This is a genomic window from Micromonospora sp. TSRI0369, assembly GCF_001905625.1.
In the GTDB taxonomy this organism is placed as follows: Bacteria; Actinomycetota; Actinomycetes; order Mycobacteriales; family Micromonosporaceae; genus Micromonospora; species Micromonospora echinospora_A.
The window spans coordinates 588,930-601,241 of the sequence record NZ_LIVU01000002.1 but is presented as its reverse complement, the minus strand read 5'-3'; the positions used below and the strand labels follow the sequence as shown (position 1 = coordinate 601,241).

The following is a 12,312-nucleotide window of genomic DNA, read 5'->3' as shown; positions in this document are numbered from 1 at the left end:
GCGGCGCCGTGACAGACTGCGGTCGGGACGACGACGGGGGCGTTGGTCGTGTCGACGACGAAGCGGGACCGGGTACGGCCGCGTCCGGACGCGCCGGCGCTGGTGGCGCTGCTGCTCGGCGTCGCGGGGGTCGGCTACCGGCTGGTGCTGACGCTGCTCACGGTGCCCGCCTCGAACAGCGACGAGGCGACGTTCGGTTTGGCCGCGCTGCACATCGCGGAGCGCGGTGAGCGGCCGGTCTTCCTCTACGGCCAGCGCTACATGGGCGTGCTGGAGTCCTACCTGGCCGCGCCGCTGGTCGGCTGGGCCGGCCCGAGCTGGCCGGTGCTGCGGCTGCCGCTGGTCGCGCTCTTCGCGGTGTTCCTGTGGCTGGCGTACCGGCTGACCCGCCGCCTGTTCTCCCCCTGGCTCGCCGTGGTCGTGGTGGGCCTGCTGGCGCTCGGCTCGGAGCGGGTGGTCCGCGACCAGCTCACAGTGGTCGGGGGCCGGCCCGAGGTGAAGCCGGCGGTGCTGGCGATGCTGCTGCTCGCGGTCGCCCTCGGTGAGGACCGGGTCCGGCACCGCTGGCTGGCCACCGGCACGTTCGGGCTGCTCGCCGGGCTGGCGCTCTGGTCGGACTGGCTGATCACGCCGTACCTGCTGGTGGCGGGCGTGGTGCTGGTCCTGGCGGTGCCCCGGGAGCTGATCGGCTGGCCGGGCGTGCTGCTGGTGGCGGGCTTCGCCGCCGGGATCGCCCCGGTGGTCAAGGACAACATCGTCGCGCCGACCGGGCAGGACTCGCTGTCGGTGTTCCGCGAGATCAGCACCAAGGAGGGCGTCGCGCCGTCGCTCGCCGAGCGGCTGCGCGGCGGACTGCTGGAGGGGGTGCCGCTGGCGTCCGGCCTGTGCCCGATGGACGGCTGCGCGCGCTGGGCGCAGTGGTTCGGCCTGCTCTACCCGGTGCTGCTGGTGGCCGCCGCCGCGCTCGGCCTGCTCGCGTACCGCCGGGCCGCCGACCACGCCGCGCGGGTCCGGGCCGCGGCGATCCTCGCCCCGGTCGTGGGCGCGGCGCTGACCCTGCTGGCGTACGTGCGCAGCCCGCTCGCCGCGACCGACCCGCTGGGCAACGCCCGCTACCTGTCGGTGCTGCAGATCTCGCTGCCGGCCGTGCTGTGGCCGCTCTGGCTGGCCGCCGCGCACGCGCTGCGAGGCACCGCCGGGTGGGCGGCCCGGCTCGGCGGCGCCACGGCGGCGGCGGTGCTGGCCGGGCTGACCGCCGCGACGCTGGCCGGCACCGTGGCGTTCCTGGCCGGCGTGCCGGGCGTACGCGCCGAGGAGCAGGCGGCCCGGCGGCTGGCGGACACGGTCCGGCGGGCCGGCCTGCACGAGGTGTACGGGGACTACTGGACCTGCAACCGGCTGATCTTCAACACCGGGGAGACTGTCGCCTGCGGCGTGCTCGACGGCGCGCTGACGCCGGGGCAGAACCGCTATCCGGCGTACTGGCAGCGGGTGGCGCGCGCGGCGCGGCCCGGGTACGTGCTGGACGTCGGCTCCCCCGCCGAGCGCACGCTGCGGCGGCTGCTGGGCGAGCGCGCCGACGCGGCGGTGGTGGCCGAGGTGGGCGGCAGTCGCGTGTACCACCCCGACCGTGCCGTGCGGCCGTGGCGCTGAGCCCGGCCCGTACGCTGTGCCGGTGCTCATCCTGCTGCCCCCGTCGGAGGGGAAGGCCGAGGCCGGCACCGGCCGCCGGCTGGACCTGTCCCGGCTGTCCCTGACCGAGCTGAACCCGGCCCGGGAGGCGGTGCTGACCGCGCTCGTCGACCTGTGCGCCGGGCCGGACGAGGCGGCGGCCCGGACCGCGCTGGGCCTGACCGAGGGGCAGCGCGGCGAGCTGCGGCGCAACGCCCGGCTCCGGGAGGCGGCCACGGCCCCCGCCGGGCGGCTCTACACCGGGGTGCTCTACGAGGCGCTCGGGCTGGACACGCTGCCCGCCGACGCGCAGCGGGCGGCCCGCCGCCAGGTGCTGATCAGCTCCGGCCTGTGGGGCACGGTACGCCTCGCCGACCGGATCCCGCCGTACCGCTGCCCGATCGGGGCGCGGCTGCCCGGGCTCGGGGCGCTGTCGGCGTACTGGCGTTCCGCGCTCGGCCCGGTGCTGGAGCCCGCCGCGGGACGCGGCCCGGTGCTGGACCTGCGCTCCGGCGCGTACGCGGCGACCTGGACGCCGGGCGGCGCGCTCGCCGAGCGCACGGTGACGGTGCGGGTACTGCACGAGCGGACCGTGGACGGCACGCCGACCCGGTCGGTGGTGAGCCACTTCAACAAGGCGACGAAGGGCCGCCTGGTGCGGGACCTGCTGCTCGCCGACGCCCGGCCGCGCACCGCCGACGCGCTGGTGGGCGCGCTGCGGGACCTCAAGTACACGGTCGAGGAGGCACCGCGGTCGGCCGGGCGGCCGCGGCAGGTCGACCTGGTGGTCACCGAACTCTGACGGCGGGCTTCCCGCAAATTTTGCTCAAGGCTCGGCCGCATCGGTTCCCGGCCCGGCGGTTGGCGACGACGGTAGAGGTACCCCGACTCTGACCCGAGGAGCTGAGCCGATGCTCGCCGAGCCCACCTCGCTGCTCGACCGCCCCCGCCCGTCCCCGCCGCTGGACTGGCTGACCCTGACCGACGCCTTCGAGATCGCCTGCATGGTGCGCTGCACGCCGCCGCCGGCCGCCGACGTACGCCGCCTGGACCCCGGACCGCACCGGGGCGGGATCGCCGAGTTCAACCGCGAGGACGCGGCGCACCGGATGCGGCAGCTGCTGGGGCGGCTCGACGTGCCGGTGCGGCACGAACTGACCACCGGTGGCCTGCGCCGCCGGTACGAGCTGCACCGGCTGGCGGTGCCGCCGCAGCACCGGGCGGCGTACGCGAATCTGCTCACCACCGGCTGGCGGCAGGGCCGCCGGGAGCTGCTCGGCGGGCCGTTCCCGGGCGCCTCGGCGGCACGGCGGCTCTGGCGGCCCCGGCTGGCGGCGGCGGCCTGGCGGGCGGCGCTGCTCGCCGGTGGCCGGCACGTACGCCGGCACTGCCTCGGCATCCGGCTGGCCGACCGCGACCTGGCGGCGGTGCTGGTCCGCAGCGCGGCGCTGCTGGAGGTGCCGGCGGCGCTGCGGCCGGGTGCGGGCTGCTTCCTGGTGATCGTGCCCAACGGGGAGTACCGGACCCGCATCACCGAGAGCGCGGAGCTGGCCGCGGCCGGCTGACCGGCCCGGCGGTGGGCTTGCGCGGCGGCGGGTGCACGGCGCAGAGTGCAGCCCGTGAGCCGACACTGGCCTGTGCGCGCCGCCGCCCCGCTCGTGCTGGCGCTGCTGCTCGTCTCCGGCCTGGCCGGATGCCGGGACGAGCCGGCCGAGCCGACCCGCATCCGCATCGCCACCGGCAGCCCGACCGCCGTCTACCACGCCTTCGGCCAGTCGCTCGCCGCCGTGCTCAACCGGGAGCTGCCCGGGGTACGGGCCGAGGTGGTGGTCACCGCCGCCTCGGCGCAGAACGTCCGGCTGGTCGGCTCCGGCGCGGCGGAACTGGGCTTCACCCAGGCCGACGTGCTTCCGCCGCGTGAACCCGAGCACCCGTCCGTGCTCGCCGTGGCCCGCGTCTACGACGACCTGCTGCACCTGGTCACCCGCGCCGGCGGGCCGATCCGCACGCTCGCCGACCTGCGTGGCCACCGGGTCTCGGTGGGCGCCGACGGGTCCGGCACCGAGATCACCGCCACTCGCCTGCTGAAGGTGGCCCAGCTCGACGGCAGCCGGATCCGCCAGGAGCACCTCGGGTTGGACGACTCGATGACCGCCCTGCGGGACGGCCGGATCGACGCGTTCTTCTTCTCCGGCGGACTGCCCGTACGCGGCGTCGCCGACCTGGCCGAGCGGACCTCGCTGCGGATCGTGGACCTGGGCGAGTGGACCGAGTCGCTGCGCCGCGGGTACGGGCAGGTCTACGTGACCCGGGACATCCCCCGCTCCATGTACCAGGCGGAACCGGTCAGCACCGTGGCCAACCCGAACTACCTGATCGTCCGCGCCGACCTGCCCACCTCGCTGGTGCGTGACGTGACCCGGCTGCTGATGGAGCGCAGGGCGGAACTGGCCGCCGCCCACCCGGCGGCGGGACGGATGAGCCCCCGGTCGGCGATCGTCACCACCCCGCTGCCGCTGCACCCGGGCGCGGCGCAGTGGTACCGCGCCGCCAAGCCCTGACCCGGGCGCGGTCCGCTACCCGGCTGTGGGCTGCGGCCCGGGCGCGGTCAGCGGCTGACCGGCTCGCCGTCGCGCCGGGCGCCCACCGTGCCGCCGGCCTCGGCCGGGCTGTCCGCCGCGGCCTTGTCGCCGGCCTCACCCGGGTCGCCGGCCGGCGCCGGGAACCACAACTCGGCGACCAGACCCCGGGGCTCGCCCTGGCGCATGGTGAGCCGGCCGTCCGAGGCGTCCACGAGCACCGCGGCGATGGTCAGCCCGAGTCCCGCGCCGTCCACGTTCTGCACGTCCGGCGCCCGCCAGAACCGCTCGGTGGCCTGGTCCAGCTGGCTGGCCGTCATGCCCGGGCCGGTGTCCCGGACGGTGAGCGCCGTACCGCCCTCGGCGGCCCGGACGGTCACCGTCACCTCTCCCCCGACCCCGCTGAACTTCACCGCGTTGTCGATCAGGGCGTCCAGCGCCTGGTCGATGGCGGTGGGAACGGTGCGGGCGTACACCGGCGTGCCGTCCGCGTCGAGGCGCAGCGCGACCTCGCGGTGCCGGGCCAGCGGCAGCCAGGCCGCCACCCGGGAGGCGGCCGAGGCGGCGGCGTCCACGGTGACCCGCTGGTTCTCCTCCCGCTCGGCGCGGGCCAGGGTCAGCAGCGCGTCGAGCACGGTGGCCAGGCGGTCGGTCTCCTCCAGCGCGAGCCGGTGCTCGGCCCGCCCGTCGGCGTCGCCGAGGCTGGGACCCAGTTCCTCCACCCGCAGCCGCAACGCGGTCAGCGGGTTGCGGAGCTGGTGGCTGGCGTGCGCGACGAACGCGCGCTGCCGGTCCATCACGTCGGAGACCGCGTCGGCCATGTCGTTGAAGCTCGTCGCGAGCCGGCGCAGCTCGGGTGGCCCGAGCCGGGGGCGTACCCGCGCGGTCCGGCGGCCCTCGGCGATCTCGTGGGTCACCGCGTCCAGCTCGGTGACCGGGCGCAGCACCCAGCCGGCCAGCCCGAACGCGGTGGAGACGCAGGCCAGCACCGCGAGCAGGCCGATGCCGGCCAGCAGCAGCCACCATGTGCTGACGGTACGGCGTACCCCGTCCGCCGGGCTGGTGGTCACCACGGCGCCGAGCACCTCGCCGCCGTCGTTGATCGGCACGGCCGTCACCACCGGCCCGTCGCCCCACGGCCAGACCGACTCCGGCCCGCTGAACTGCTGCCCGGACAGCGCGGTGTCGAGCGCCGGGCCGGTGCCCGCGCCCGGCTCCCAGGCCGACGAGGCGGCCACGGTACGGCGCTCCCGGTCCACCACCGCTGCGCCGATGTTGTAGAGGGCATCGTAGGCGGCCAGTTCCCCGTCGAGCGGGCCGGGACTGCCGCCGCGCAGCGCCGGGCCGGCCAGCGAGGCGAAGCGGGTGGCGTCGGCGAGGCGGTCGGCGCGTACCCGGTCGGTTTCCCGGGAGGCCAGCGTGAACGCCAGCGGCGTCTCCAGGGCGATCAGGACGAGCACCATCAGCAGCAGGTAGCTGATCACCAGCCGGCGACGCACGGGCCCCTCCTCACGCGCCGCGGAGCCGGTAGCCGACCCCGCGTACGGTCTCCACGAGTGTCGCGTCGCCGAGCTTGCCGCGCAGCGACCCGACGTGCACCTCCACCGTGTGCCGGTCGGCCCAGGTGGTGCCCCACACGTCGAGCAGGATCCGCTCGCGCGGCACCGCCACCCCCGGCTGGCGGGCCAGCGAGAGCAGGATGTCGAACTCCTTGCGGGTCAGCGCCACGTCCCGGCCGGCCACGCTCACCGTCCGGCCGCCGACGTCGATGCGCACCGACCCGGCCTCGATGAGGTGACGCTCCGGGACGGTGTGCGCGGCGCGGCGCAGCACCGCCTCGATCCGCGCCTGCAACTCCACCATCGAGAACGGCTTGACCACGTAGTCGTCGGCGCCCAGCCGCAGGCCCAGCACCCGGTCGCGTTCCTCGCCGCGCGCGGTCACCGCGATGATGCCGAGCTGGCTGCTGCGCCGGCGCAGCTCGCGGCACACCTCGGTGCCGTCGCCGTCGGGCAGCGTCAGGTCGAGCAGCACCAGGTCGCAGGGGGCGGCGGAGAGCGCCGCGGCGACTGTGGCCGCGTGTTCCACCTGGTAGCCGCGCCGGGTCAGCGCGGACGACAGCGCGGCGGCGACCCGACGGTCGTCCTCGACCAGGAGGATCCGCACCCGTTCCTCCCTCCGCTCGACAAGTGCCCTGCGAATGGTGGCAGACGCGCCGCCGGGACGCGAGCGCGCTCTAGGCTGCTGCCGTGATCTACAAGATTCTCTCCGACGACGAGTGGGCCGGGGCACGGGCCGCCGGGCGGTTCACCGGCACCGCGATGGACCGGCAGGACGGCTACGTCCATCTCTCCGCCGCCGACCAGGTGGTGGAGACGGCCCGCCGGGTCTTCGCCGGGGTCACCGGCCTGACTCTGCTCGCGGTGGACGAGGCGCGGCTCGGCGACGCGCTGCGCTGGGAGGTGTCCCGCGGCGGCGCGCTGTTCCCGCACCTGTACGCCGCGCTGCCGGTGGACGCGGTGGTCGCCGCGCATCCGCTGCCGGCGGACCGGCCCGCCGCCGACGCGGTGGCCGAACTGCTCGGGTGAGCGCTCGTTATGCTGCGTCGAGCCCGCCCGACGGCGCGACGCGCCCTGCCACGATGCGAGTTGAGATGACTGACAGCAACGACCGGTCCGCCTCCGTCTTCGTCCACCCGACGGCCGACGTGGAGGACGGCGCCAAGGTCGGCGACGGCACCAAGGTCTGGCACCTGGCGCACATCCGGTCGAGCGCACAGGTCGGCGCCGGCTGCGTGATCGGCCGCAACGTCTACGTCGACGCGGGCGTCACGGTGGGCGACCTGGTGAAGATCCAGAACAACGTCTCGGTCTACCAGGGCGTGACCCTCGAGGACGAGGTGTTCGTGGGCCCCTGCGCGGTGTTCACCAACGACTTCCGCCCGCGCGCGCAGAATCCGGACTGGACGATCACCCCGACGCTGGTCCGCCGCGGCGCCTCGATCGGCGCGAACGCCACGCTCGTCTGCGGCATCGAGGTGGGCGAGTACGCGATGATCGCGGCCGGTTCGGTGGTGACCCGCGACGTCAAGCCGTACCAGCTGGTGGCCGGCAACCCGGCCCGGCCGAAGGGCTGGGTGGACGCCAAGGGCGAGGTCGTCTCCCGCGACGTCGACAGCCCGCCGCACCAGGGCTGAACAGGCGACGAGGGGCGACGACCACGCCGGTCGTCGCCCCTCGTCGTCGGTACGTCTCAGCCGCAGAGCCGGCCGATCTCGTCCCGGAAGCGGTCCATCGGGTTCGACCCGGCCGGGCCGAGCAGGTACTCCTTCAGCTCCCGCCGCGCTCCGGTCAGCGGGTCGTCGCCGGCCCGGGTCACGTCGAGGATCTTCGCCAGCTCACCGCAGTCCGCCGAGAGCAGGTACGCCGCCCGCGCGGTCGGGAACTGCCGCCGGAACTCGTCCTCGGGCAGGCCGGCCGGGTTCGCCACCACGTACGGCCGCTCACTCTGCACGAAGTCGGAGACCACGCTGGACACGTCGCTGACCAGCAGGTCGGTGACGTTGAAGCAGTCGAACAGCCCCGGCGTGCGGCCGGTGACCACCAGGTGCGCGGTCCCGTCCAGCGAGGACGGGTCGGTCTCGCCGCCGGCCGCCTTGATCCGGCCCACGATCCGCTCGTGCACGGCCCGCGCCTTCGCCGACCGGCTGCCGGTCAGCGGGTGCGGCTTGTAGATCACCCGCACGTCCCCGGCGGCGAGCAGCCCGGAGACGATCCGCTCCCCCATCAGCACCAGCGAGGTGTGGTACGGGTCGTCGTCGAGCCAGCCCTCCCAGGTGGGCGCGTAGAGCACTGTGAAGCGGTGGTCGGCGGCGCCGGAGCCGAACGTGTGCACCCCGGCGAGCTGCGGCCGGCCGACCTCCACGATGTCCCGGTCCAGCACCCCGACGTCGGCGCGCGCGTACCGCTCCCGCCCGGCCGGCCCGGCCACCCAGACCTCGTCGTACACCTTGCTGTACGGGTTCACGCTCGCCTGCTTGTCGCTGTCGCCGTGGCCGACGAAGACGTGCTTCACGCCCGGTTCGCGCAGCAGGTGGATGTTGGCGCCGACGTTCGCGGCGTACAGGGCCACGCGCAGCGAGCTGAGGTCGAGGTTCATGAAGTCGACGCCGGCCGGCACGCAGACCACCGGCAGCCGGGTGTCGGCGAGCTGCTCGAACGCGTCCGCGGCGCGCAGCAGCACCACCGCGCGGCGGCCGGTCGCCTCGACCGGCGCGAGCCACATGTTGGCCTGGTAGACGTCCTTGGCCGGGCCGGCGAAGTAGAGCGCGACCTCGGGCCGTTCCCGGGCGAGCCAGTCGTGCACGGCCGGCAGCACGCCCGGCTGGCTGCCCCGGCCGCGCAGCGCGGTCAGCGCCAGCACCGCGGCGGTGAGCAGGCCGACAGCGAGCGTCACCAGGCCGGTGACCACCACCGGGGTGACCTGGTCGAGCGCGGCGGCGACCACCGCCGCCGGCACCAGCAGCACGTTGAGCAGCGGCATGCGCAGCCCGGCCATCCGCCGCGCCCAGCCCGGCGGTACCGGGACGCGGCGCAGCCCGCCGAGGTCGATGTTGCGGGTGTACGCCGGGGGGTCCACCCGCCCGTCCATCACCTTGGTCACCGCGTTCGTGGCGACCGCCACGGTCCAGAGCGCGGCGGGCAGCAGCAGCACCGCGATCGTGCCGGCCACGCCGGGACGGGCCGAGACGACCACCAGCAGGACCATCGACAGGTCCCGCACCAGCCGCCGGAAGGTCTCGCCGAGACCGGCCTTGTCGAGCAGTTCGGCGGTCCCGCTGTGCCGCCCGGCCAGGGCCAGTTCACCGGCGATGGCGACCACGGCGGCCACCGCGTACGGCACCACCAGGCCGAGCACTCCGGAGAGGACCATGACCGCGTAGCCGAGGAGCGTCGCGCCCACCGCGGCGAGACCCTGCTGGCTGCGAATTCTGCTCAACAACGACACGCTCCCTGTCTGCCCCGACCTCGGCCAGGTTCGATTCGGACCGCTGCGACCCTAAACGGGCCACATGACACAAGTATTGCCGGGGTGTCCGGCAGGTGAACGGCGGACCACGATCTCCCGACGGCGGCACGCGACGGGCCCCGGCCGTGAGCACGGCCGGGGCCCGGGTGTCGGTGCGGTCAGCCTCCGATGACCACCCGGCGCACGCCGGTCCAGCGCGCCGGGTCGGTGACCCGCCGGCCGTCGACGAGCACCGTCACGCCGGGCAGGTCGGCCGGGGAGAGCGTGCGGTACTCCGCGTGGTCGGCCTGGATCACCGCGGCGCCGAGCGGCTCGCCGTCGTAACCGGGCAGGCCGTGCGCGGCCAGCTCCTCGTTCGTGTACATCGGGTCCGACACGTACGGCACCGCGCCCCGGCGGCGCAGCGCCTCGACGGTCGGGAAGACGCCGGAGAACGCGGTCTCCTTGACGCCACCGCGGTAGGCGGCGCCGAGCACCAGCACGCCGGCCCCGGTCAGGTCGCCGTACGCGGCGGCGAGCAGGTCGACCGCGTACTCCGGCATGGCAGCGTTGGCCTCGCGGGCCGAACGCACCACAGTGGCGGCCGGGTCGTTCCACAGGTACATCCGCGGGTAGATCGGGATGCAGTGGCCGCCGACCGCGATGCCCGGCGAGTGGATGTGGCTGTACGGCTGCGTGTTGCACGCCTCGATGACCTTGGTGACGTCCACGCCGACGGTGTCGGCGAAGCGGGCGAACTGGTTCGCCAGGCCGATGTTCACGTCCCGGTAGGTCGTCTCGGCGAGCTTGGCCAGCTCGGACGCCTCGGCCGAGCCGAGGTCCCACACGCCGTTGGGGCGGTCCAGGTCGGGCCGCTCGTCGAAGTCGAGCACCGCCTCGTAGAACCGGACGCCGTGCGCGGCCGACGTCTCGTCGATGCCGCCGACCAGCTTCGGGTAGCGGCGCAGGTCGGCGAAGACCCGGCCGGTGAGCACCCGCTCGGGGCTGAACACCAGGTGGAAGTCGGTGCCGGCGGTGAGGCCGGAACCCTCGGCGAGCATCGGCGCCCAGCGGTCGCGGGTGGTGCCGACCGGCAGCGTGGTCTCGTAGCTGACCAGCGTGCCCGGCTTCAGCCCACGGGCGATGGCCCGGGTGGCGTCGTCCATCCAGCCGAAGTCCGGCACGCCGTCGGCGTCCACGAACAGCGGCACGACCACGACGACCGCCTCCGACTCGGCGACCGCGGCGGCGGTGTCGGTGGTGGCCGACAGCAGGCCGGCGGCGACCGTCTCCTTCAGCTTGACGTCCAGGTCCGCCTCACCCGGGAAGGGCACCGCACCGTCGTTCACCAGCTGGACGACCCGCTCGGAGACGTCGGCGCCGATCACCCGGTGCCCCTTGGACGCGAACTGCACGGCCAGCGGCAGACCGATCTTGCCGAGCGCGACGACGCAGATGTTCATGAACTACTTCCTCCTCGGGGGAGCCGGCGCCGAAGACGGGCCGCGACCCGGCGAAGCGTCACCGGCCAGACGGTGAACGCCAAGTGACCTTTGTGGTTGTTGTTGATCGTGACCAGATGCAGTCGGGTGCCGTCGCGGTACACCACCCGGTGGATCAGCGGCGGCCGGAACCCCCGCACCGGGACGGCGGCGCTGTCGGCCACCCGGACGCGGACCGCCCGGGTCGTGCCCGCCGGGCCGAGGTCGGCCGCCAGATCCTGGAGCCGGAACGTGGCCTCCACTGTCGTGCCCATCGGGTCGGCGGGCAGCAGCCGCACCGCGGCGTCCGCCTCACCCACCCGCACGGACATGTCCCCGCCGACCAGGTCCGCGAGATCCGGCCGGGGACTGCGGGCGAAGATCTGGACCCGCCGGTCACCGTCGGGCCCGGTCACCGAGCGTACCGAAACCGCGGTCAGGGCGGCGAGCCAACGGCTCGCGGCCGGCTCCAGCTCGTACCATTCGTCACTCAGGCCACCCGCCTCGCCGAAACCCGGGAACGCGGCGAACCAGCGCTGGTCGCGGACCACTGTCGAGGGCAGGCCGTCCGTCGCGGTCAGCCGGATGATCGCCAGCAGGTCCTCCGGCCGGCCGTACGCGGCGGTGCCGACGAGCACGCGCGTGGCCGCGTCGAGCCGGGCGCGGATGCCATCGGTGAGGTACTCCCGGACCAGCTTGCCGACCCGCGCCCGGACCTGCTCCCGGGTCTCGGCGTCGAGCTTGAGGTAGTCGGGGCGGAACAGCTTGGCGATCTCCCAGGCGAAGTGGCGCCGCAGCACCGCGTCGCGCCGCTGCCCCGGCTCCACCATGTCGGCCACGAACCGGACGATGCGCTCCACGCACTCCAGCCGGGCGAGGTGGTCGCTGCGGTAGGTGATGTTCGTGGAGTTGAGCCGCTTGACCGCGAAGTAGTAGTCGTAGTCGGCGAGCACCGAGATGCGGGCCGCCCGCAGGCACGCCTCCAACGTGAACGGCTGGTCGCTGCCGACCGCCATGTCCTCCGGGAAGCGCAGGTGGTGACGCTCGACGAGGTCCCGCCGGAACAGCTTCGTGTTCGACAGCGAGAACGGCAGCGGCGAGTCGAACAGGTCGATGTCGGAGCGGGTGCGGTCGTAGATCTCCTGGTGCACGTAGCGCTTGTTCACGCCGACCATGCGGCCGAGCACCACGTCCGAGCCCCAGCGGTCGGCCGCCGACACCAGCCGCTCCAGCGCCTCGCGGCCCAGGTGGTCGTCCGCGCCGATGAAGAACACGTACCGGCCGGTGGCCAGGTCGAGCGCCCGGTTGCTCGGGGCGGCCGGGCCGCCGGAGTTGGGCTGGTGCACCACCGTCAGGACCGAGGGGTACGCCGCCGCGAACCGGTCCAGCTCCGCGCCGCTGCCGTCGGTGGAGCCGTCGTCGACCGCGACGATCTGCAGCCGGTCGTGCCCGATCGTCTGGTTGACGAGCGATTCGAGGCAGGTGGTGAGGTCCGGCATGGTGTTGTACACCGCGACGACGACCGTGACGTCCGGTCGGCTCACCGCCCGGCCGCCGTCCGGGCCGAGTTGTCG

Annotated in this window: 11 protein-coding genes; 6 read left to right on the top strand and 5 right to left on the bottom strand. The window is 74.7% G+C overall.

Going from position 1 to position 12,312, the window contains the following annotated elements:
* The first annotated feature begins 48 nt into the window (after positions 1-48).
* The 4 genes from AMK25_RS08015 to AMK25_RS08000 all read left to right on the top strand — a co-directional run bounded on the left by AMK25_RS08015 (position 49) and on the right by AMK25_RS08000 (position 4,232).
* Positions 49-1,653: a hypothetical protein gene (locus AMK25_RS08015; RefSeq protein ID WP_073827487.1), complete on the top strand. Its 1,605-nt coding sequence runs from the start codon at positions 49-51 to the stop codon at positions 1,651-1,653.
* A gap of 16 nt (positions 1,654-1,669) precedes the next feature.
* On the top strand, positions 1,670-2,473 hold the full coding sequence (gene yaaA, locus AMK25_RS08010; protein ID WP_083664685.1) for a peroxide stress protein YaaA: 804 nt from the start codon (positions 1,670-1,672) through the stop codon (positions 2,471-2,473).
* Between the two features lie 109 nt (positions 2,474-2,582).
* A complete protein-coding gene (locus tag AMK25_RS08005) occupies positions 2,583-3,236 on the top strand; it encodes a hypothetical protein (RefSeq protein WP_073827486.1) in 654 nt (217 codons plus the stop codon).
* A 54-nt stretch (positions 3,237-3,290) separates the two neighbouring features.
* Positions 3,291-4,232, top strand: coding sequence for a TAXI family TRAP transporter solute-binding subunit (locus tag AMK25_RS08000; protein ID WP_143194709.1), 942 nt, complete (start codon positions 3,291-3,293; stop codon positions 4,230-4,232).
* Positions 4,233-4,279: 47 nt separating this feature from the next.
* Here AMK25_RS08000 and AMK25_RS07995 read toward each other — a convergent pair whose 3' ends face one another.
* Together AMK25_RS07995 and AMK25_RS07990 are read right to left on the bottom strand one after the other, a co-directional pair.
* Positions 4,280-5,749 (bottom strand): sensor histidine kinase, encoded by a 1,470-nt coding sequence (locus AMK25_RS07995; protein WP_073827484.1) that lies wholly within the window; start codon positions 5,747-5,749, stop codon positions 4,280-4,282.
* 10 nt (positions 5,750-5,759) lie between these two features.
* A complete protein-coding gene (locus AMK25_RS07990) occupies positions 5,760-6,416 on the bottom strand; it encodes a response regulator transcription factor (RefSeq protein ID WP_073827483.1) in 657 nt (218 codons plus the stop codon).
* An 83-nt stretch (positions 6,417-6,499) separates the two neighbouring features.
* Here AMK25_RS07990 and AMK25_RS07985 point away from each other — a divergent pair, with 83 nt between their 5' ends.
* Together AMK25_RS07985 and AMK25_RS07980 are read left to right on the top strand one after the other, a co-directional pair.
* Positions 6,500-6,838 (top strand): DUF952 domain-containing protein, encoded by a 339-nt coding sequence (locus AMK25_RS07985; protein ID WP_073827482.1) that lies wholly within the window; start codon positions 6,500-6,502, stop codon positions 6,836-6,838.
* A 65-nt stretch (positions 6,839-6,903) separates the two neighbouring features.
* Positions 6,904-7,446, top strand: coding sequence for an acyltransferase (locus AMK25_RS07980; protein ID WP_073827481.1), 543 nt, complete (start codon positions 6,904-6,906; stop codon positions 7,444-7,446).
* Between the two features lie 56 nt (positions 7,447-7,502).
* On the opposite strand, the gene AMK25_RS07975 is transcribed toward AMK25_RS07980, so the two are convergent.
* The 3 genes from AMK25_RS07975 to AMK25_RS07965 all read right to left on the bottom strand — a co-directional run bounded on the left by AMK25_RS07975 (position 7,503) and on the right by AMK25_RS07965 (position 12,282).
* Positions 7,503-9,251 (bottom strand): CDP-glycerol glycerophosphotransferase family protein, encoded by a 1,749-nt coding sequence (locus tag AMK25_RS07975; RefSeq protein WP_073827788.1) that lies wholly within the window; start codon positions 9,249-9,251, stop codon positions 7,503-7,505.
* A gap of 185 nt (positions 9,252-9,436) precedes the next feature.
* The gene (locus AMK25_RS07970; RefSeq protein WP_073827480.1) at positions 9,437-10,720 is read right to left on the bottom strand and encodes a nucleotide sugar dehydrogenase; all 1,284 of its coding nucleotides are present in this window, start codon (positions 10,718-10,720) and stop codon (positions 9,437-9,439) included.
* Complete coding sequence (locus AMK25_RS07965; RefSeq protein WP_073827479.1) at positions 10,717-12,282, bottom strand: glycosyltransferase family 2 protein; 1,566 nt, start codon at positions 12,280-12,282, stop codon at positions 10,717-10,719. The genes AMK25_RS07970 and AMK25_RS07965 overlap by 4 nt, the downstream gene beginning before the upstream one ends.
* Positions 12,283-12,312: the final 30 nt, after the last annotated feature.

Bases quoted from the DNA above. Each gene is read 5' to 3' on its own strand.
- AMK25_RS08005 (WP_073827486.1), top strand. From the start codon at position 2,583: ATGCTCGCCGAGCCCACCTCGCTGCTCGACCGCCCCCGCCCGTCCCCG.
- AMK25_RS07980 (WP_073827481.1), top strand. From the start codon at position 6,904: ATGACTGACAGCAACGACCGGTCCGCCTCCGTCTTCGTCCACCCGACG.
- AMK25_RS07970 (WP_073827480.1), bottom strand. From the start codon at position 10,720: ATGAACATCTGCGTCGTCGCGCTCGGCAAGATCGGTCTGCCGCTGGCC.